Source organism: Microbacterium aurugineum (genome assembly GCF_023101205.1).
In the GTDB taxonomy this organism is placed as follows: domain Bacteria; phylum Actinomycetota; class Actinomycetes; order Actinomycetales; family Microbacteriaceae; genus Microbacterium; species Microbacterium aurugineum.
Genome location: NZ_CP078078.1, coordinates 3,491,160 through 3,510,150, shown reverse-complemented (window position 1 = coordinate 3,510,150; position 18,991 = coordinate 3,491,160). Strand labels below are relative to the sequence as shown.

The following is an 18,991-nucleotide window of genomic DNA, read 5'->3' as shown; positions in this document are numbered from 1 at the left end:
CGTCGGCTGTTGTAGCAGACGAACCTCGAATCAAGGAGATCTCTGATGAGTGCAAAGGCTACGAGCCAGGCGACCTGGGAGCAGGACGTTCTGCAGGCCGACGGTCCCGTGCTGGTGGACTTCTGGGCCGAGTGGTGCGGACCGTGTCGTATGGTCGCGCCGGTCCTGGACGCGATCCAGGCGGACAACCCCGACAAGATCACCATCCTCAAGCTCAACGTCGACGAGAACCCCCAGCTGGCCATGAAGTACCAGATCACGTCGATCCCGGCGATGAAGGTCTTCCAGGGCGGAGAGGTCAAGACGACCATCATCGGCGCCAAGCCGAAGCCCGCGCTCGAGAAGGACCTCGCCGCGTTCATCGGCTGACGTTCTGAGCCGAAAGGGCCGCACCTCCCGGGGAGGTGCGGCCCTTTCTCGTTTTCTGCGGGCTCAGGCCGTGTCAGTCGATGGAGGGAACCGACAATCTCTTCCCGAATGTGACCGCGCCCTCGGGCTCGTGAAGTCGATCAAAACCCATTCGGGTGTAGAAGGCGATCGCCCCAGCGTTGCGTGCGCCAGTCGTCAGTTGCACTCCAGGGACACCGTGATCACGAAGATGCGTCACGAGCACGTTGATCAGCTTTCTTCCGGCGCCCTTCCCCTGCGCCGCTGGCAGAAGATCGATGTGCAGATGCGCCGGGTACTCCTCCAGGAAAGAGCCGGGCCGTTTACCGACAGCGTCGGCGTAGCGCAGCAACGCTGCATCCTTCCGGCTCTCCGCCGCGGAGGCTCGATGCCGCTTGGACCTGCCCGGCCACCACTCATCCCGGAACCAGTGGTCGAACGCCACCGTATTCGGCGCGCACACGACATAACCGACAACGCGTTCGGGGCCTTCGATCACGAAGGCGCTCTCGGGATGTCGCGCGACGTACGGCAGCACGAAGATGTCGGCCAGCAATCCAGACGAACGGTAGAGACTGGTCGCGTCGGCACCGCTGTCTCCTGTGCGCAGGCAGATATCGGCGAGCTCGTCCTCATCGCCGTGCCGGAAGGGCCGGAGGAGCGGTCGCTCCTTCGGGCCCTCACCCGATCCCGTCGATGTCGAGGTCACGGTCCCGCGAGCTTGGCACCCTTATCGGCGCGGACGAAGCCGCACGCACGGGTTGTGTTCGCCAGGCAGCCCTTCGCCAGCATGTTCGCGCTGTAGTAGTCGATGTAGCGGAAGCCGTACGTCTCTCCGCGAGCAAAGGCCTGCCCCTGGATCGCCGCGCGCCATGTTTCGTAGGCGGCGTCCGGGATCTCGACGTACATGTCCGGAGTGAAGCCCTCGGCATCCTCCCAGTTGTCGGCGTGGAGGAACTGCGATATGCCGTGCCGGCCGAACGGACTTCCGACCGGGAGCGAGGCGAGGAATCGAGCGCGTTCTGCCAGCAGGGCTGCCCGCTCGTGATCCCGATGAATGCTCTTGGTCCAGTGGGTGATGAGGATTTCAGGCTTCTCCTGGCGGATGATGTCGGCGATCTGCTCTGCGGCCGAATCGTCGTCGGGAAGGAAGCCGTCCGAGTAGTCGAGAACGCGGAACTCCGCGCCGATCGCCGCGGCGAAGGCCTCGCCCTCCGCGACCTTCTGCTCGCGGTACTCCTCCGGACTGATGGTGGGGTGACCGCGCTCGCCGTACGTGCAGGCGAGGATGATCGCGCGATCGCCCTCCTGCACCATCTTCGCGAGGGTCGGACCCGCGGTGAGGTCCATGTCGCCGATATGACCGCCGATGGCGAGGACTGTCCTGCCCATGTGTGCTGACTCCTTGAGTGGGGCTGTGGGTGGGGGTTTACTTCATCCCGCTGAGCATGACGCCGCGGACGTAGTACTTCTGCAGGAAGAGGAAGATGATGAGGACCGGCAGAGTGCTGATCACGATTCCGGCCATGACGATCGGCATCGTGCGGTTCGGATCGATGAAGCTCTGCAGCATCTGGATACCGACGGGAAGCGTCATCAGATCGGGGTTCGCCGAGGCGATGAGCGAGGACCAGATGTACTCGTTCCACTGCCCGACGAAGGTGATGACACCGAGTGTGATGGCGACGGGAGTGGCCTGCGGCAGCACGATGTTGAAGAACAGGCGCCATTCGCCCGCTCCGTCGATGCGCGCCGCCTCGAGCATCTCGTCTGGCACACCCACCATGAACTGGCGCATCAGGAAGATGCCGAATCCGCTCACGAGGAACGGCAGCATGAGCGACACGATGTTGTTGGTCATGCCGCCGAACCCACCCTGACCGAGGATGTTGTTACCCCCGACGAGAGGCCAGTTCAACATGATGAGGAAGTCCGGGATCAGCAGGAGGAACGGGGGGAGCATCATCGTGGCGAGCACGAAGCGGAAGATGACGTCACGTCCACGGAACCGCAGCTTCGCCAGCGCGTAGCCCGCCATCGCCGAAGTGATCAGGACGGACGCCGTCACGACCAGTGTCACCACGACACTGTTGAAGAAGAGCCTGTCGAGCTGAAGTTGCTCGAACGCCGCCGTGTAGTTGTCCCAGGTCCACGTCTCGGGGAAGAAGCGGTAGGGGAAGATCCCATACTCGCCCGGGCCCTTGAGCGAACTGAACACCGTGTCGAAGAACGGCACGATCATCATGACCCCGCCGATCGCGACGACGAGATATGAGATCCATGGGAACGGGTGACGCTTGCGCTGACGAACGCCCATCAGTCGTCTCCTCCGGTGCGACGGCTGATCCAGAGCTGGAGCAGCGTGATGATGAAGATGATGAGGAACAACACCATCGCCATGGCGCTCGCGGTGCCCCAAGCGCCGAACTTGAACGCCTGCTGGTACATCTCGAAGGCCGCGACGTTCGTGGCGTTTGCGGGACCGCCGTCCTTGGTCATCACGATGATGAGAGCGAAGGATTGGAGTCCCGCGATGCACTGCGTGATGAAGACGAACACGAGGGAGGGACGCAGCAGCGGAAGGGTGATACTCCAGAAGGTGCGCCACGGACCGGCGCCGTCGATCTCTGCGGCCTCGTACATCGTCTTGTCGATGCCCTTGATTCCCGCGGTCAAGATGAGCACGGCGGCACCGATCGATGCCCACGCCTGCACCACCGCGACAGACGGCAGAGCGAGGCTGGGGTCTGAGAGGAATCCGATCGAGTTGACGCCCACCGCGTTGAGCACCGCGTTGATGAGCCCAGCAGGCTGGTAGAGCATCTTCCAGACGTTGCCGATGGCGACCACCGTCGCCACAACGGGAAGGAAGTACAGGAACCGCCAGAACCCCTGGAATTTCAGCCGCTCGATCAGCTGGGCGACGACGACGGATCCCCCGACAGCCAGGATCACCGCGATGATTGCGAAGAGGAAGGTGTTCACGAGGATCGGCTGGACGAATTTACTGTCCAGCTGCAGGATCTCCGCGTAGTTCTGGAACCCGGTGAACTCGATCTTCGTGAGGTCGAATCCTCCCCACGTCGACAGCGACAGGAAGATCGCAAAGAACGTCGGAAGAATGAGAAAGACCGTGAAGAAGAGCAGGGAGGGCGCGAGGAAGAGGTAGCCGGCCCGGGCTTCGCGGCGGAAGCGCCGTGCTCGCGGCTTGGTCTTCGTCGTTCCGACCGTGACCGCGATCGTGTCCTCGGCGGCTTCCTGCGCCGCCGTCATGAGTGTGGGATTGGCCATCGGCCCTCCGTGGGTGGTCTCGGACAGGAGGCGGGGATGCTCCATCCCCGCCTCCTGATGGGGCTACTGTGCGTCGATCTCCTTGACCAACTTCGAGAAGGTCTTCTTCACGTCTGCCCCGTTGACGATGATGTCGTTGAGAGCGGTGTTGGTGGATGTCTTCGCCTCGTAGGCGTTGGACGCATTCGACTCGGCCATCGCGTACTCAGCGGCGGCGTAGATCGGCTCGAGGTTCGGCTCCTGTGCGAGATACTTCGGGCCGAGGATCTCGGCATCCGCGGTCCTCGGCGGAATCAGGCCCTGCTCAGCGAGGAACTCACCGAGCGCAGTCACGCCGTCCTCGTTCTCGTGGGAGTTGAGCCAACTGAGGAACTTCCACGCCTCCTCCTGGTGCTGGCTGCCCGAGTTCACACCCGTGAAGAACGTGTAGGCGAGCGAGCCCACGTCTCCGTCCTTGGGCCCTGGGACGGGTGCGACACCGACGTTCGCGTAGTCATCCCCCATAGAGGCCTTGAGACTGCCGATCCACCATCCGGCCTGCACGGCCATGGCGACGCCCCCGGTGGGGAAAGCCTTGGTCGGCATGATCGAGGTCGAAGTGGCACCCGTCTCGGCGAGATCGGCCTCGAGCTGCATGACGTCTTCGGCAGTGTCGTCCATCGCGGACTTGCCATCGGGGGCGAGGAACTCGCCACCAGCTGAGTCGAGTAGCGACAGGAACGGGTGCACCGTGTGGTTGTCACCGTCCTGAATGAGAGAGATGCCCTGGACGATCGTGTTACCTGAGCCGTCCTTCTCCGTGGTCGCATTGGCGATCTCGGTCAGCTCGTCCCAACTCTTCGGCGGTCCGTCGTAGCCGGCTTCGGCGAGGAGCTGCTTGTTGTAGAACAGCGCGTAGGTGTTGAACTCGGTCGGGTAGCCCAGCAGGTCTCCGTCACCTGTGGTCACCGAATCGAGCGCGGCCTGGCTGTAGTTCGCCGTGATGTCCTCTGCGACGTCCGCGGGCGGTGCGGAGAGCACGCCGTTCGCCTGAAGCTGCCCGCCCCAGAGTGAGTACGAGCTGACGATGTCGGCACCACGGCCGCCGGTCTGACGGACGTTGAGGGTCGTGAGCAGCTCGTCGAAGTTGACAGCCTGGGATGTGACCTGGATGTCGGGGTTCTCTTCGTTCCACTGGTCGATGAGAGCGCCGATCCCCGACTTGAAGGGGTCGCTTCCGTAGTGGCTGAGGAACGTGAGCTCGACGACTCCGTCATCTCCTCCGCCCTCGGCTCCTGTCGTGCACGCGGACAGGGCGAGTGCGGCAGCACTGCCGAGCGCGATCGCGGTCACCACTCGTCGGCTATGACGCTGGTTTGCAGTCTTCATGTGATTCCTCTCGGGTGGGTCCGCGCTAGGCGGCTGTGGGGGCGTGCATGATCGTGAAGGTCCGTGTGATCTCGAACCCGGTGTTCAGGTACAGATGGCCGGCGGCCGAGGTCTCCTCGGTCCACAGGAACCATGCGCTGTGAGCGCCGAGCGCGCGCATGCGCTCGAGGGTGAGGTGCAGGAGGATCTTGCCGAGTCCAGTTCCGCGACTCTCGGGCAGGACACCGAACGGACCGAAGCGCTCCAGCACGTTCTCGTAGGTGCCGTGCATCGCCCAACCCAGCATCACGCCGTCGGGGTTGCGGCACGCCATGATCCGCTCCAACGACTGTCCGCCGAGGACTCCCTCACGGATGCCACGGGACCAGTCTGGGTTGAAGGTCTTCGCGATCTCGATGAGATCGACGAGATCGTCACCGCTCGGGGAGAAGAAGGTCCATCCCTCAGCACGCAGTTGCTCGATGCGGGCACGGATGTCGTCAGGCATCCGGTAGTCGTTCAGTGTGCGGTCCATCGCCACCGAGGTGTACTGCGTCTCGAAGCCCATCGAGCGCAGGAACATGTCGGCTTCGGGGTACCGCTCCGCGTCCAGGCCGGGCAGGAAGTAGTTCGGGGTATAGGACGAGAAGTACATCTTCTCCACGCCGTGACCGCGAAGCCAGCTTCTCGCTTCCGTCATGAGCGCGGTGGCGATGCCGGCGCGGCGTGCCGAAGGAACCACGAAGAAGAACGGGATCCAGCCCGAGGTGGGTTCCAGATCGTCGGCGTCGACGGCGATCTGGCGCCGCACGGCATACACGGCTCCGACGATCCTGCCCTGATCCTCAGCGAGGAAGAGCCCCTCAGCATCGAAGTTACGATCCAGGAGGATCAGGTCGCGGAACCGCTCATAGCTGATGCCGTCGCCGGGGGCCGACTCCGTCCACGCTCGCGCGATCTCTGGCCCGTCTCCGGTCTGGAACGTCCTGATGCTGCTCTGCATGAGTCTCTCCTGTGGTGGTGTGGTGAGCGTCCGGCGCGATGGATCGAAGCTACATTCACGAGCGCCGGACTGTCAATAAGTTTTAAACGCGTTTAACAAAATGGAAATAGTTTTCAGCGCGGATAGAGGAGGACATCGTCCCCATAGGTGTCCACCACGCGTCCCGAGGCCCGGTGCAGTGCGGAGAACCCGCCCTCACCGTTGATCGCTTCACGAAGAGATGTCGACCCCCACAACCGGTCCAGGGCGTACCCGGTATCCCCAGGATCCAGTCGTTCGCCGGCGTTCAGACTGCGAACCTCTCCCGGAGACGCCGCTCGCGCTTCCTCCAGGATCGCCAATGCCGTCCCCACCGGGTCGAAGTCTCGATGGTCGGTGATGTGCAGCTGAATGCCGTGAGCGGTCGCGCCGCCGTACTTGTGAAACGTCGGTACGAACGCGATTCCTCGGATCAGGACACCAGGAAGATCTCTAGAGCGAAGCGCTGCTGCGAACTCGGCGGGGAGGAAGGGCGCCCCGATCGTCTCGAAGGGGCGCGTCGTTCCGCGTCCTTCGCTCAGGGTCGTCCCCTCCACCAGTCCCGTGCCGGCGAAGGCATAGACGGAATCGAGCGTGGGGATGTTCGGCGACGGCGGTACCCAGGCCAAACCCGTCTCCGTCCAGTCGGCGGCGGGGTTCCAGTTCTCCAGAGTGATCACGCGCAGGTCGATGCTCAACCCCTCCTCCGCGAGGTCTCGGAGCGCGAACAGACGTGCAAGCTCGCCTGCTGTCAGGCCGTGTCGCTGGTGGATGTCGCTGCGTCCGACGAAGCTCGTGAAGCGGGATTCGCTCACACCGGGGCCGCTGAGCACCGCACCGCCGAGGGGATTGGGGCGGTCGAGGACGGTGAAGGGGAGCCCGAGGCGCGCCGCACTGCGCATGGCGTCGTACATGGTCCAGATGTAGGTGTAGAAGCGCACCCCGATGTCCTGCATGTCGAAGACGAGCGCATCGACGCCGGACTCGAGGATCATCTCGTCGAGACGGTCTCCCTCGGCCAGATAGGTGTCGCTGAAGGGAAGCCCTGAGCGTGCGTCTCGCTCGATGGATGTGCTCTCCCCCGCTTGGACGGAGCCGTCCAAGCCGTGTTCAGGACCGAACAGATGATGCAATCGGGCGCCGGCGGCCACGAGTGCATCGATGTTCCTGGACAGGTCGGGCATCGTGCCGGTGAAGTTCGTGAGCAGACCGACGCGTGCACCGATGAGAAGTTGCGGATCTGCAGCCGCGCGTTCCGCGCCGGTGCGTGTGCGTGACGCCATGACGAACTCCCTTGTCTCATGAACGCGGAAGAACCTGGGTCGGATTGTGGGTCAGCCGCATTGCTGTCACCTTTTTACCAGTGTTCCATGATTTATGAAAATCATGTTCACAAAACGGGTGCGCGAAACCCGCTTACCAGGTTGCCGTGCTCAGGAAGCGTCGGCGACGGTGGGGTCCCAGCGACGGTGGCGCTGGGTCTCGTCCAGTAGGCCCCACACTGCAGAGGTCAGTTCGGGGTACTCCAGGGCGATCTGTCGCAGCACCCGATAGTGCCGGGCGGCATTGGGTCGCACGCCGTCGTTCGCGTTGATGTTGTCGGCCCGGAGGAGGTACACGACGAGCTCGTCGATGCTCGGCAGGTCTTCCATGAACTCCCAGGGGTCTTCGCCACCGAGAAGACGTTCCTGGATGAGCACCGCGAGTTCGTCAGCCGCTTCGGCGCGCAGCACTTCCAGGCTGGCGCGGCGCTGTACGGACTCGGACATGCGTCAAGCCTACGTCTCCCGTACGACCTTCCGGCGCCGTACGGCCAGTTCATCGCTCATCTCCTCGAGCTCCTTGCCCTTCGTCTCCGGCACCTTGAAGAACACGAAGAAGAACGAGAGGAGAGCGAAGAACGCATAGAACCCGTAGGCGAACGTGAGGCCGATCTCCGCAAACGCGGGGAACGTCGTCGAGATGAAGAAGTTGGCCACCCACTGGGCCGCGGCGGCGACGGCGAGAGCTCCCGCGCGGATCGAATTGGGGAAGATCTCGCCGAGGAGGACCCACACCAACGGCCCCCAGCTCGCGCCGAAGAAGACCACGAAGCCGTTCGCGCAGATCAAGGCGATGGTCGCCCAGGGGTCAGGAAGGGTCGCCGTCCCCTGCGCATCGAGTGTGCCGAACGAGAACGCGAGCGCCATGAGTCCCAGCGTCACCGTCATACCGACCGAGCCGACGAGCAGCATGATGCGCCGGCCGACCCTGTCGACGAGCAGGATGGCGACGATGGTCACCACGATGTTCGTCACCGACGTGATCACCGACGTGAGCAATGCGCTGGATTCGTCGAACCCGACCGACTGCCACAGGGTGGTCGAGTAGTAGAAGATCACGTTGATGCCTACGAACTGCTGGAACACCGAGAGCAGGATCCCCACCCAGACGATCGGCTTGAGGCCGAGTCGGCTTCCGCGCAGGTCGCGCAGCGACTCCGAGCGTTCGGTGTCGATCGTGCCGGTGATCTCCGTGATCTTCGCATCGACGTCGATCGTCCCCGTGACGGTCTCCAGCACCTCTGCGGCACGCTTCAACTCGCCCTTGCGCACCAGGTAGCGCGGCGATTCCGGCAGACGCAGCGACATGATGCCGTAGACCAGCGCGGGGATAGCCTCGACGATGAACATCCAGCGCCACGCGGTGAGTCCCCACAGCGGCTGATCGGCGGCACCGGCGAGGCCCGCGAGCAGAGCATCGGAGAGCAGCGCGGCGAAGATACCGGTCACGATCGCGAGTTGCTGCAGTGAACCCAGACGACCACGTATCGCGGCCGGCGATACCTCGGCGATGTAGGCCGGGGCGATGACGGACGCCGCACCCACCCCGAGTCCGCCGATCACACGCCAGACGATCAGGTCGACGACACTGAACGCGAGCCCGGAACCGATCGCGGAGACGAAGAACAGCGTCGCAGCGCCCACCATCACCGGGATGCGTCCGTACTTGTTGGACACCGGTCCGGCGAACCATGCACCGACCGCACAGCCGATCAACGCCGACGACACCGCGAAGCCCTTGAGAGCCGTTCCGAGATCGAATCCCGAGACGTCGCCCGCGAGCGCGTCGACGGCGCCGTTGATCACCGCGGTATCGAAACCGAACAGGAATCCGCCCAACGCCGCGGCGATACTGACCGCGATCACGCGGCGTTGGACGGTTGCGGGACCCTCTGCTACGGACATGACATTCCCCCCTCGTCGTCGAGATGACGCGAGTCTAAGGGACCGAAACGGCCCCGGGGATGTCATCGCGCCGAGCCGTAGCCGCTTTCGCCGAGCTCCTCGAGGATCCGATTGAGGTCCTGGATGGAAGCGAAATCAATTGTGACCTGGCCTTTACGAGCGCCGAGGGCGATCTTGACCCGTGTGTTCAGTCGGTCGCCGAGTTTGCCGGCCACCTCGTCGAGATACGCGCGGCGCGCCCCCGGGGTCGCCTTCGCCGACTTGCCGGCGGCCGGCTGCGCCTTCGCCGCCTCCTCCGTCGCGCGCACCGAAAGATCTTCGTTCACGACCTTATCGGCGAGGCGCTGCATCGACTCCGGAGTCTCGAGGCTGAGGATCGCGCGGGCGTGTCCAGCCGTGAGCACTCCGGCTGCGACCCGCTGCTGCACGGGGACCGGCAGCTTGAGCAGACGGATGGTGTTGCTGATCTGCGGACGCGAGCGACCGATCCGTGTGGCGAGCTCTTCCTGGGTGATGCCGAAGTCATCGAGCAGTTGCTGGTATGCCGACGCTTCTTCCAGCGGATTCAGCTCGGAGCGGTGCAGGTTCTCCAGGAGGGCGTCGCGCAGAAGGTCTTCATCGGCGGTATCGCGGACGATCGCGGGGATGACGTCGAGACCGGCCTCACGTGCGGCACGGGTACGCCGCTCCCCCATGATGAGCTCGTAATCGCCTGTCGCGTTCTTGCGGACGACCACGGGCTGCAGCACACCGAACTCGCGGACGCTGTGCACGAGTTCCGCGAGGTCATCCGCATCGAAATGCGTACGCGGCTGTCGGGGGTTCGCGACGATCGAGTTCGGATCCACCTGGATCAGGTGAATCCCGGGCACCTCTTCGAGCTCGGGAGTCTCGGAATCCGGACCGATCGTCGCCTCCGTCTCCGCCGGTCGCAGACTGGATCCGGGGAAGAAGACGTCGACGGGACGCTCCGCCTGATCTGCGGTGGGGATCAGCGCCCCGATTCCCCGACCGAGCCCTGTGCGCTTCGCCATCATTTCTCCTTGCTCTGCGTCGCGATGCGCGACGCGATCTCGACGGCAGCTTCGCGGTACGCGATCGCGCCGGCGGACTGCCCATCGTAGGCGATCACCGTCTGGCCGAAACTCGGGGCCTCCGACACTCGGACGGACCGAGGGATCACCGTCTCCAGCACCTGATCCGGGAAGTGTGTACGCACTTCTTCCGCGACCTGCTGCGCGAGGCGCGTGCGTCCGTCGAACATGGTCAGCAGGATCGTCGAGAGGTGAAGAGCCGGGTTCAGGTGCTTCTGGATCATCTGGATGCTCCCGAGAAGCTGGCTCAGACCCTCCAGCGCGTAGTACTCGCATTGGATCGGGATGAAGACCTCGGATGCGGCCGTGAACGCATTGATGGTGAGCAGTCCGAGCGAAGGAGGGCAGTCGATGATGACGAAATCCATCGCGTTGTCGACGAGGTAGTCCTGCAGTGCTCGACGGAGGCGGTGCTCCCTCGCCACCTGGGCGACCAACTCGATCTCTGCGCCCGCCAGGTGGATGGTGCTGGGGGCGCAGAAGAGGTTGGGGTCTTCCGGGCTCGGCTGCACGATCTCCGCGAGAGGGAACTCGTCGATCAGGACGTCATAGACACTAGGGGTGTCCGCGCTATGGGGAACTCCCAGGGCAGTGGAGGCGTTTCCCTGTGGGTCGAGGTCGATGACCAGCACCTTCGCCCCCAGGCCAGCAAGCGCCGAGGCGATGTTGACAGCCGATGTGGTCTTGCCGACGCCGCCCTTCTGGTTGGAGACGGTCAGGACTCGGGTGTCCCCCGTGAACTTCACCTTCGCTGCCTCAAGCGCGCGCCTCCGGGCAGAGAGGTCGGCGAGTTCCCGCGCGAGCGGTGTGTCCATCCCGAACGATTCGTTCGCCGATGTCTTCTCGGACTGTTTCACGTGAAACATCCACTCCTTTCGGGGCCGCGTTCCACTCTAATCGCACGGGGCGACGTTGGATGACGACCAGGCTCTCCCGCGCTCGTCACGGTTCTTCGGAGAAGGTCCCGACGGTCGTTTCACGTGAATCATCGCGCGTCGACACATCTATACGAGCGGCCCTCCCCAAGGGCAATCTCCTCGATGACCCTCAGCTTCACCCGGTTTACGCGCACTGACCGTCACCCGCCCCGTTCCCGTCTATGTCCGATAGAACTCCGTCTTCTCGCCCCCTCTCGCCCGAGCGCGCCGGCAGCATCAGCATTCGGACAATCGCAATCAGTGGGTGTTTCACGTGAAACGTTGTTCTGAACCGGAGATAGAGGGCCACCTACGGGCGAGCACCCCGACGCCTGCGAGGAGTGAGAGGTCAGCGTGCACGCGACCACGAGCGCACCGATGCGCCCCAGGGATGGCACACGACGAACACAGATGCCCCGGACGGCCTTCCCAAGCTGCACGGAAGCGCAGTCCCAACGATGGAGCGGGCGGGATACGCCTACATCCGACCAGCGGCAAACTCGTCAGGCGCAGTTTCACGTGAAACATCCTTCCGCCCAGCCGGGGATACCGCACATGGGGACGACGGAAGCCCACAAGAAGGCGAGGGGGCGTCATGCAGCAGAGAGCAATACGTGAAGCCCCGCATGAACTTCCCGAGGAACCACGCAAACCGGATCAGGCGTCCCCGACCACAGGGAGGGACGTATCGAAACGGTGCGTGCCGCCACGATCTCCTACTGTGCGGCGATACCGAGAATGTGCGGCCGCTCTGCCAGGCACCGTTTCACGTGAAACATCAACGGCCAGCACCGCTCTGTGAGCTGAACATTGACGACTCCTCGCAAGAATCACCGCAGTCTTCAGTTGCCTGGTCTAGACGACGCTCGTGGGCTTACGTCACGTTCCGTTCTCATCCCCTCCCCCAGACGGGCGCCGGCACCACAGCACCTCGGTCCGAGGCACGGGCGTCTCCGTTTCACGTGAAACATCATTGGAAAGCAAGCACTCCGTCGGTGTTGCCTCAGCGGCTCGAAACGCAACGACACCGGAGCATCCACGACGATGCACTGCGTGAAGCGGCTCGCGTGGTCCGCACCGACAGCCGAACGCGATACCCACATCGTCCTCCGCGACGCCACGTCGACGCAGATCCCTCAAGCGCCGATCGGTGCTCTATCCGAGAGACCCTCCACCGGCACCAGAAGGCCCAAGGCCTCGTGACGGCGAACTCCACCGCAGACAAAGGCGGGGTGTTTCACGTGAAACACCCCGCCTTGATGTCAGGAGGAACTACCGAACGCGGGCGCGAACCACGCGGGTCGTCTCGGTGAGAACACCCTCCCCCAGCACTTCCACTCGCACGTCCGACAGACGGAACTTCTTGATCGGCTTCTGGGCAGCGTCGATCTCGTTCGCGGCGTTCATTCCCTTGAGCAACGCAAGCTCCCCACCGTCGCGCACGAGTGGGGCAGTGAGAGGGATGAGCGTACGCAAGGCACTGACGGCCCTCGCCGTGACGACATCGAAACCCTCGGCAGGATGAACATCCTCGGCACGCGCACGCTGCACCACGACATTGGTCAGTCCCAGCGCCTCCACCTGCTCGGTGAGCCACGTGACCCGACGCTCCATCGGTTCGATGAGAGTCCACTTCACATCAGGACGCGCGATCGCGAGCACAATGCCCGGGAGGCCCGCCCCGGATCCGATGTCAGCGACCGAACCGTGGAAGAGCGGAGCAGCGATCACACTGTTGAGGATGTGCCGCGTCCACAGACGCGGAAGCTCGAGCGGTCCGATCAGACCCCGCTCCTCACCCTCACGTGCGAGCGAAGCCGTGAACGCTCGAGCGAGATCGATGCGGTCCCCGAAGAGTTCCGCGGCGACCGCAGGCTCGCCTTCGATCTCAGTCATCTGCAGTTCCCGGACGATGTTTCACGTGAAACATCAACGCCGACGAAGAACCGTGTGGCGGTCAGCGCCCTCACCGTACGACTCCGACACCAGGCCACGCTCGGCCGCGATATCGTGCACCAGTTTGCGCTCATAGCTCGACATCGACGGCAGCGAAGCCTGCGAGGAGCCTTCATCGAGCTTCGCGGACGCTGCATCGACCAGTGTCTCGAGCTGCCGACGGCGCGTGTCACGCGAGCCGGCGATGTCGAGGATCAAGCGGGAGAATGACCCCGTCTTGCTCTGCACCGCGAGGCGGGTGAGCTCCTGAAGCGCCTGCACCGTGTCCGGGGCGGAGAGAAGAGCGAGGCCATCGCCCTCCGCCTCCACCGATACATACGCGCGCCCCTGACGCACGTCGAGGTTCAGGTCACCGTCGATATCCGCGATGTCGAGGAGTTCCTCGAGGTAGTCCGCGGCGACGTCGCCTTCGTTCTCGAGCTGAGCCACGGTGGGCTCGGAGCTCTCGGTCATGGTTTCACTCATGAACCGTTCCCCTTCTTCTTCGCACGCTTCTTGCCCACGGGCTGCTGACGCTTGGGCGCCTGAGCCTTCGCCTTCTCCGCCTCCTCGAGCAGACGCTGCTGCTCGGCCTCGTACGCAGCCATCGGGACGACCTTGCCGGAGGAATCGATCGCCTTGCCCTTGCGAGCGAGTCGCTCCTCACGGGCCTTGGCGGCTTCCGAGCCGGGAGTCGGCATCTCTCGGATGACGAGGAACTGCTGTCCCATGGTCCAGAGGTTGGAGATGAACCAGTACACGACCACGCCGAGCGGGAAGAACACACCGGAGAAGATGAATCCCAGCGGCAGCACGTAGAGCATGATCTTCTGCATCTGGTACGCCTGGCCGGTCTTGGCCTCCGGCGACAGGTTCTTCGAGATGATCTGCAGCTGCGTGAAGAACTGCGAGGCGATCATGAGCACGACGAGCGTGACCAGGATGATGATCGCCGTGGTGTTGTTGGCGTCGACCGCGTCGCCGAGGGTCTCGTGCAGGGACGCGACCCCGAAGAGCTTGGCGTCGTAGAACTCCTTGGTGAGCTCGGGGTTGAGCAATCCCACACCGCCGAGGCTTTGCTCCGCATGCTTCTTGACATCGCTCAGCACGCTGTACAGCGAGAAGAAGATCGGCATCTGCACGAGAAGGGGCAGACAGCTCGACATCGGCGTCGTGCCGTGCTTCTTGTAGAGCGCCATCGTCTCGCGGCTCATGGCCTCACGAGAGAGCTGGTCCTTCTTGCCCTTGTACTTCTCCTGAACTTTCCGCAGTTCAGGAGCGATTTCCATCATCTTTCGCTGGCTCTTGATCTGCTTCACGAAGAGCGGGATCAGCGCAGCACGGACGACGACGACGAGGCCGACGATGGACAGTACCCAGGTCAGACCCGATGCGGACGGAAGACCGACGGTGGTCAGAAGCCAATGCCAGGCGACGAGGATCAGCTCGACGACCCACTTCAGCGGCCAGAGGATGGTGCCGAGCAGGTCGAATCCCCCCGCCGCAGGTTCGGGGCTGGGAGTCGCGCTGGCGAGCAGAAGGTCAAGACCCACCGATCAGTCCTTTCGGGAAGGGACGACGAAACCGTGTGTGGTCAAGTCGTAACGGAAGTGGTCGTGCGGCCGGACGTCATCGACGCCGCCGCTGGTCCAGGGATTGCAGCGGAGGATGCGCCACGCCGAGAGCGCCGCTCCCTTCACTGCACCATGCTGCTGCACCGCACCTACAGCGTAAGCCGAACAGCTGGGGTAGTACGCACAGACATCTCCATACATCGGGGAGATCACCTTGCGGTACGCCGTGAGGAACCCCAGCACGAGGTTCCGGGGGATCACCGGGATGGTTCGCACCAGGTCACGCGCATGCCATCGCGCCGTTCCCACAGAAGACGCCGGTAGCGCGGTCATGCCGACACCGTGGCGGGCGCGAGTCTGCTCAGGCAGCGATCGACGTCGGCGCGAAGATCCGCGAAAGTCGCGCTGGAGGACGCAGGAAGGGCACGGATGACGACATCCGTGCCCTCAGGGACGCGCGGGAGCGCCTCCGCGCACACGGCTTTGAGTCGCCGACGCACGGTGTTGCGCACCACAGCGGTGCCCACCTGCTTGCTGATGATGAATCCGAACCTCGCGGCCCTGTTCTCGCCCGTCGCCAGCACCGAGGTGATGACGCGCGCCCCACCACAACGGGATCCACGTCGAACGACCAGACGGTAGTCGCTCCCGCGGGTCAGTCGATACGGGCGGGCGAGCACAGCGGACTACGCAGAGAGCTCGGTGCGGCCCTTCGCGCGGCGTGCAGCGAGGATGCCGCGGCCGGCACGCGTACGCATGCGGGCACGGAAGCCGTGCTTCTTGGCGCGACGACGGTTGTTGGGCTGGAAAGTGCGCTTGCTCATGGAATCACTCCGGGAATGCTGCCACCGGATTCACTTCGACCGGAGACATGGGGAACTGCCAAAAATGGCATAAGTCAACCGACTTAGGGTACGTCCTACCGGCGCGCAGAGCAAATCTGCGCGCTTCCGCGAGGGCGGCCCGGCGGGCACCGCACAGCCATTATCCACAACCGTGGCGCGCCCGGCAGGCACAACACGCGCGCGTGTTTTCAAGGGCAGGTTGCCGTTCACAGCCGGGATGACTACCGTGGCATCCTAAGTTATCCACAGGGGGCACGGCACGTCGACCCCGCCTCGATTCCTCGTCCGGAGCGTCATGACATCACCTGCCCAGCCCGACGTCCCGATCTGGACCACGGTGCAGGAGCTGCTGGCCGACGACGATCGCGTCACCCCCCAGCTGCAGGGCTTCCTCAGCCTCGCCGTCCCGGCCGGCGTCATGTCCGCGACGCTGTACCTCGAAGTCCCCAACGATCTGACCGCAGCGCAGATCAACAAGCGTCTCCGACTCCCGATCATGGAGGCCCTTTCGCACATCGGCGAAGAGGTCACGTCCTACCGCGTCGTCGTGAACCACGAACTGGCGGAGCAGCAGACGGCCCCCATCGCCGTCGGAGACTTCGGACGCACGGAGCAGAGCCGCGTCGAGTCTCCGATGGAGCAGCCCACACAGCTGCGTCACGAATCCCGGCTGAACCCGAAGTACACCTTCGACAACTTCGTCATCGGCCAGTCCAACCGATTCGCACACGCTGCGGCGGTCGCCGTGGCCGAGGCGCCGGCCAAGGCGTACAACCCGTTGTTCATCTACGGCGACTCCGGACTCGGCAAGACGCACCTCCTCCACGCGATCGGTGACTACGCGCAGTCGCTCTACGCCGGAGTCAAGGTCCGCTATGTCTCGAGCGAGGAGTTCACGAACGACTTCATCAACTCGATCGCGAACAACCGCGGTGCCGCGTTCCAGGCCAGGTACCGCGACGTCGACATCCTCCTCATCGACGACATCCAGTTCCTGCAGGGTCGCGCCGAGACCCAGGAAGCGTTCTTCCACACGTTCAACACGCTGCACGATCACAACAAGCAGGTCGTCATCACCAGTGATGTCGCGCCGAAGCACTTGACGGGCTTCGAGGATCGGATGCGGAGCCGCTTCGAGTGGGGCCTCATCACCGATGTGCAGGCACCGGACCTCGAAACCCGCATCGCGATCCTCCGTAAGAAGGCGCAGAGCGAGGCCCTCCACATCCCCGACGAGGTGCTCGAGTACATCGCGACCGTCGTCTCCTCGAACATCCGCGAGCTCGAGGGTGCACTCATCCGCGTCTCCGCGTTCGCGAGCCTGAACCGCTCTGCCCTCGACATCTCCCTCGCGCAGACCGTGCTCCGCGACATCATCGACACGGCGGAGGACAACATCATCTCGCCGACCGACATCATCACGGCCACGGCGCAGTACTTCAAGCTCACCGTGGACGATCTCTACGGTTCGAGCCGATCGCAGCAGATCGCCACGTCACGACAGATCGCCATGTATCTGTGCAGGGAGCGCACGAGCCTGTCCCTTCCGAAGATCGGTCAGCTGTTCGGCAACCGCGACCACACCACGGTCATGTACGCCTACAAGAAGATCAGTGAGCTCATGAAGGAGCGTCGCTCCATCTACAACCAGGTCACCGAGATCACGACGCAGCTCGGCCGGCGCTGACACGCCGCACCTCCGAAAAAGTGGAGGACCGCACCCGAATGGATGCGGTCCTCCACTTTTTTGTGTGCCCGACAGGGATTCTGATCTCTCGATAGATGCCTCTATGCACATGTGGATAACTTGTGGATGATCGTGGATTCCATCGGGACGAATGTGAGCTGAACACCCAAACCTGTGGATAACTCGGACAACACCTCCGTTGTCCCCAGGACCGGGATCCCGCGGATTCCTCAGGGTTTCCACAACTGACAAGCGTGTAGTTCCCTACTCGCTCCTGATATCCACCGACTTATCCACAGTATCCACAGCTGTTAACACCGTTAAGGAGTTAAGTCATTCAGGGCGCGATCCGATCACCAGACGGTGGGGAGAACCGACGAACGGATGACAGGAAACCTCGGCGTAGGGATACGCAGGACTGTGGGGCTAGCATGGGAAGCCCTGCACCGGCAGGGCCGACGACGACGCGTCACAGTTCGACGACAAGGGAGCACCCGTGAGGTTTCAGGTCAACCGCGATGTCTTCAGCGAGGCTGTCTCGTTCGTCGTCAAGCTTCTGCCGCAGCGCAATCCACAGCCCATCCTCGCCGGAGTGTTGATCGAAGCAGACGGATCCAGCCTCACGCTCTCCGCCTTCGACTACGAGGCCTCCGCTCGGACGACCATCGAAGCCACGGTCGAGACCCCCGGCACGATCCTCGTCCACGGCCGTCTTCTCTCCGACATCGCCAGCCGCCTCCCGAACGCTCCGATCGAGATCGCCGTCGAGGAAGACGGTGGGATCGCCGTCACCTGCGGTTCGGCCCGATTCACACTCGCCGCCATGCCGGTCGAGGAATATCCGTCCATCCCCGAGGTGAACGGATCCTCCGGTGTCGTTCCGGCTGAGGAATTCGGCACGGCGATCGCACAGGTCGGCTTCGCCGCATCACGCGACGACGTCACTCCCGTCCTCACCGGTGTGCAGCTCGAAGTCTCCGGACACACTCTGAGCCTGGTCGCCACGGACCGCTATCGGGTATCGCTCCGCGATGTGCCGTGGGACGGCGAGTCCGTCGAGGCGACAGCGCTGGTGCCGGCACGCACCCTGCTCGAGGTCGGGAAGACCTTCGGTCACGCCGGCAACATCCAGGTGGCCTTCTCCGGCGCGGGCGATCGCGAGATCATCGCCTTCACCGCCGGCAACAAGACCGTGACCTCGCTGCTCATCAAGGGCAACTTCCCCCCGGTCCGACGCCTTTTCCCCGAGCAGACCGACCACTACGCGGTCGTCAACACGGCCGACCTCGTCGAAGCCGTCCGCCGTGTCTCGCTCGTCCTCGATCGTGCGGCGCCGCTGCGATTCACGTTCTCGAGCGACAGCGTGACCATGGATGCCTCCGGTGGAGACCACGCGCGCGCATCCGAGTCGGTCGACGCGATCCTTTCCGGCGGCGACGAGGTCACGCTCGGCCTCAACCCCCAGTACCTGATCGAGGCTCTCGGAGCGGTCAAGAGCGAGTTCGTCCGCGTGACGTTCACCTCGAGCGACAACGCCAACAAGCTCAGCCCCGTGCTGATCACGAGCCAGACGTCGGTCGACCAGGCGGGCCTCGACTCCTTCAAGTACCTGCTGCAGCCGAACCTCCTCCTTCGCTGATCCCGCGCCTCGTCCCGCGTCCGTTGT

Annotated in this window: 19 protein-coding genes and 1 pseudogene; 3 read left to right on the top strand and 17 right to left on the bottom strand. The window is 63.8% G+C overall.

Annotated features, from left to right (window positions below):
* Nucleotides 1-45 precede the first annotated feature (45 nt).
* A complete protein-coding gene (trxA, locus tag KV397_RS16850; protein WP_047522319.1) occupies nucleotides 46-369 on the top strand; it encodes a thioredoxin in 324 nt (107 codons plus the stop codon).
* A gap of 73 nt (nucleotides 370-442) precedes the next feature.
* Here trxA and KV397_RS16845 read toward each other — a convergent pair whose 3' ends face one another.
* The 17 genes and pseudogenes from KV397_RS16845 to rpmH form a co-directional block, all read right to left on the bottom strand.
* Complete coding sequence (locus KV397_RS16845) at nucleotides 443-1,096, bottom strand: GNAT family N-acetyltransferase (RefSeq protein ID WP_261811799.1); 654 nt, start codon at nucleotides 1,094-1,096, stop codon at nucleotides 443-445.
* Nucleotides 1,093-1,779 carry a PIG-L deacetylase family protein gene (locus KV397_RS16840; protein ID WP_248539243.1) on the bottom strand — a complete coding sequence of 229 codons (687 nt, stop codon included), beginning with the start codon at nucleotides 1,777-1,779 and terminating at the stop codon, nucleotides 1,093-1,095. The genes KV397_RS16845 and KV397_RS16840 overlap by 4 nt, the downstream gene beginning before the upstream one ends.
* 37 nt (nucleotides 1,780-1,816) lie before the next feature.
* The gene (locus KV397_RS16835) at nucleotides 1,817-2,704 is read right to left on the bottom strand and encodes a carbohydrate ABC transporter permease (RefSeq protein ID WP_248539244.1); all 888 of its coding nucleotides are present in this window, start codon (nucleotides 2,702-2,704) and stop codon (nucleotides 1,817-1,819) included.
* Nucleotides 2,704-3,723, bottom strand: a complete 1,020-nt coding sequence (locus KV397_RS16830; RefSeq protein ID WP_256535432.1) for a carbohydrate ABC transporter permease — start codon at nucleotides 3,721-3,723, stop codon at nucleotides 2,704-2,706. Before KV397_RS16830 ends, KV397_RS16835 begins: the two co-directional genes overlap by 1 nt.
* Before the next feature lie 18 nt (nucleotides 3,724-3,741).
* Nucleotides 3,742-5,046 (bottom strand): extracellular solute-binding protein, encoded by a 1,305-nt coding sequence (locus KV397_RS16825; RefSeq protein WP_261811798.1) that lies wholly within the window; start codon nucleotides 5,044-5,046, stop codon nucleotides 3,742-3,744.
* A gap of 25 nt (nucleotides 5,047-5,071) precedes the next feature.
* The gene (locus KV397_RS16820; RefSeq protein WP_248539247.1) at nucleotides 5,072-6,028 is read right to left on the bottom strand and encodes a GNAT family N-acetyltransferase; all 957 of its coding nucleotides are present in this window, start codon (nucleotides 6,026-6,028) and stop codon (nucleotides 5,072-5,074) included.
* 113 nt (nucleotides 6,029-6,141) lie between these two features.
* Nucleotides 6,142-7,329: an exo-beta-N-acetylmuramidase NamZ family protein gene (locus tag KV397_RS16815; RefSeq protein WP_261811797.1), complete on the bottom strand. Its 1,188-nt coding sequence runs from the start codon at nucleotides 7,327-7,329 to the stop codon at nucleotides 6,142-6,144.
* Nucleotides 7,330-7,479: 150 nt separating this feature from the next.
* The gene (locus KV397_RS16810) at nucleotides 7,480-7,815 is read right to left on the bottom strand and encodes a tryptophan synthase subunit alpha (RefSeq protein WP_131491656.1); all 336 of its coding nucleotides are present in this window, start codon (nucleotides 7,813-7,815) and stop codon (nucleotides 7,480-7,482) included.
* Nucleotides 7,816-7,824: 9 nt separating this feature from the next.
* A complete protein-coding gene (locus KV397_RS16805) occupies nucleotides 7,825-9,273 on the bottom strand; it encodes a sugar porter family MFS transporter (RefSeq protein WP_205802309.1) in 1,449 nt (482 codons plus the stop codon).
* Between the two features lie 62 nt (nucleotides 9,274-9,335).
* Nucleotides 9,336-10,307 carry a ParB/RepB/Spo0J family partition protein gene (locus KV397_RS16800; RefSeq protein ID WP_131491655.1) on the bottom strand — a complete coding sequence of 324 codons (972 nt, stop codon included), beginning with the start codon at nucleotides 10,305-10,307 and terminating at the stop codon, nucleotides 9,336-9,338.
* A complete protein-coding gene (locus KV397_RS16795; protein ID WP_261811796.1) occupies nucleotides 10,307-11,182 on the bottom strand; it encodes a ParA family protein in 876 nt (291 codons plus the stop codon). Before KV397_RS16795 ends, KV397_RS16800 begins: the two co-directional genes overlap by 1 nt.
* 1,374 nt (nucleotides 11,183-12,556) lie before the next feature.
* Nucleotides 12,557-13,254, bottom strand: a pseudogene (rsmG, locus tag KV397_RS16790) (16S rRNA (guanine(527)-N(7))-methyltransferase RsmG).
* The gene (locus KV397_RS16785) at nucleotides 13,214-13,705 is read right to left on the bottom strand and encodes a Jag family protein (RefSeq protein WP_261811795.1); all 492 of its coding nucleotides are present in this window, start codon (nucleotides 13,703-13,705) and stop codon (nucleotides 13,214-13,216) included. The pseudogene rsmG and the gene KV397_RS16785 overlap by 41 nt, the downstream one beginning before the upstream one ends.
* Nucleotides 13,702-14,772 carry a membrane protein insertase YidC gene (yidC, locus tag KV397_RS16780; RefSeq protein WP_047519766.1) on the bottom strand — a complete coding sequence of 357 codons (1,071 nt, stop codon included), beginning with the start codon at nucleotides 14,770-14,772 and terminating at the stop codon, nucleotides 13,702-13,704. Before yidC ends, KV397_RS16785 begins: the two co-directional genes overlap by 4 nt.
* 3 nt (nucleotides 14,773-14,775) lie before the next feature.
* Complete coding sequence (yidD, locus tag KV397_RS16775) at nucleotides 14,776-15,126, bottom strand: membrane protein insertion efficiency factor YidD (protein ID WP_081996891.1); 351 nt, start codon at nucleotides 15,124-15,126, stop codon at nucleotides 14,776-14,778.
* The gene (gene rnpA / locus KV397_RS16770) at nucleotides 15,123-15,473 is read right to left on the bottom strand and encodes a ribonuclease P protein component (protein ID WP_131491651.1); all 351 of its coding nucleotides are present in this window, start codon (nucleotides 15,471-15,473) and stop codon (nucleotides 15,123-15,125) included. The genes yidD and rnpA overlap by 4 nt, the downstream gene beginning before the upstream one ends.
* A 6-nt stretch (nucleotides 15,474-15,479) precedes the next feature.
* Nucleotides 15,480-15,617: a 50S ribosomal protein L34 gene (rpmH, locus tag KV397_RS16765; RefSeq protein ID WP_013584598.1), complete on the bottom strand. Its 138-nt coding sequence runs from the start codon at nucleotides 15,615-15,617 to the stop codon at nucleotides 15,480-15,482.
* A gap of 316 nt (nucleotides 15,618-15,933) precedes the next feature.
* On the opposite strand from rpmH, the gene dnaA reads away from it, so the two are divergent.
* Nucleotides 15,934-17,325 carry a chromosomal replication initiator protein DnaA gene (dnaA, locus tag KV397_RS16760; RefSeq protein ID WP_131491650.1) on the top strand — a complete coding sequence of 464 codons (1,392 nt, stop codon included), beginning with the start codon at nucleotides 15,934-15,936 and terminating at the stop codon, nucleotides 17,323-17,325.
* Nucleotides 17,326-17,821: 496 nt separating this feature from the next.
* Complete coding sequence (gene dnaN, locus KV397_RS16755; protein ID WP_047519758.1) at nucleotides 17,822-18,964, top strand: DNA polymerase III subunit beta; 1,143 nt, start codon at nucleotides 17,822-17,824, stop codon at nucleotides 18,962-18,964.
* Nucleotides 18,965-18,991: the final 27 nt, after the last annotated feature.

Excerpts from the sequence above, each read along its gene's own strand:
- trxA (WP_047522319.1), top strand. The coding sequence starts at position 46 with ATGAGTGCAAAGGCTACGAGCCAGGCGACCTGGGAGCAGGACGTTCTG.
- KV397_RS16840 (WP_248539243.1), bottom strand. The coding sequence starts at position 1,779 with ATGGGCAGGACAGTCCTCGCCATCGGCGGTCATATCGGCGACATGGAC.
- KV397_RS16835 (WP_248539244.1), bottom strand. The coding sequence starts at position 2,704 with ATGGGCGTTCGTCAGCGCAAGCGTCACCCGTTCCCATGGATCTCATAT.
- KV397_RS16830 (WP_256535432.1), bottom strand. The coding sequence starts at position 3,723 with ATGGAGCATCCCCGCCTCCTGTCCGAGACCACCCACGGAGGGCCGATG.
- KV397_RS16825 (WP_261811798.1), bottom strand. The coding sequence starts at position 5,046 with ATGAAGACTGCAAACCAGCGTCATAGCCGACGAGTGGTGACCGCGATC.
- KV397_RS16820 (WP_248539247.1), bottom strand. The coding sequence starts at position 6,028 with ATGCAGAGCAGCATCAGGACGTTCCAGACCGGAGACGGGCCAGAGATC.
- KV397_RS16815 (WP_261811797.1), bottom strand. The coding sequence starts at position 7,329 with ATGGCGTCACGCACACGCACCGGCGCGGAACGCGCGGCTGCAGATCCG.
- KV397_RS16810 (WP_131491656.1), bottom strand. The coding sequence starts at position 7,815 with ATGTCCGAGTCCGTACAGCGCCGCGCCAGCCTGGAAGTGCTGCGCGCC.
- KV397_RS16805 (WP_205802309.1), bottom strand. The coding sequence starts at position 9,273 with ATGTCCGTAGCAGAGGGTCCCGCAACCGTCCAACGCCGCGTGATCGCG.
- KV397_RS16800 (WP_131491655.1), bottom strand. The coding sequence starts at position 10,307 with ATGGCGAAGCGCACAGGGCTCGGTCGGGGAATCGGGGCGCTGATCCCC.
- KV397_RS16795 (WP_261811796.1), bottom strand. The coding sequence starts at position 11,182 with ATGGACACACCGCTCGCGCGGGAACTCGCCGACCTCTCTGCCCGGAGG.
- KV397_RS16785 (WP_261811795.1), bottom strand. The coding sequence starts at position 13,705 with ATGAGTGAAACCATGACCGAGAGCTCCGAGCCCACCGTGGCTCAGCTC.
- yidD (WP_081996891.1), bottom strand. The coding sequence starts at position 15,126 with ATGACCGCGCTACCGGCGTCTTCTGTGGGAACGGCGCGATGGCATGCG.
- rpmH (WP_013584598.1), bottom strand. The coding sequence starts at position 15,617 with ATGAGCAAGCGCACTTTCCAGCCCAACAACCGTCGTCGCGCCAAGAAG.
- dnaA (WP_131491650.1), top strand. The coding sequence starts at position 15,934 with ATGACATCACCTGCCCAGCCCGACGTCCCGATCTGGACCACGGTGCAG.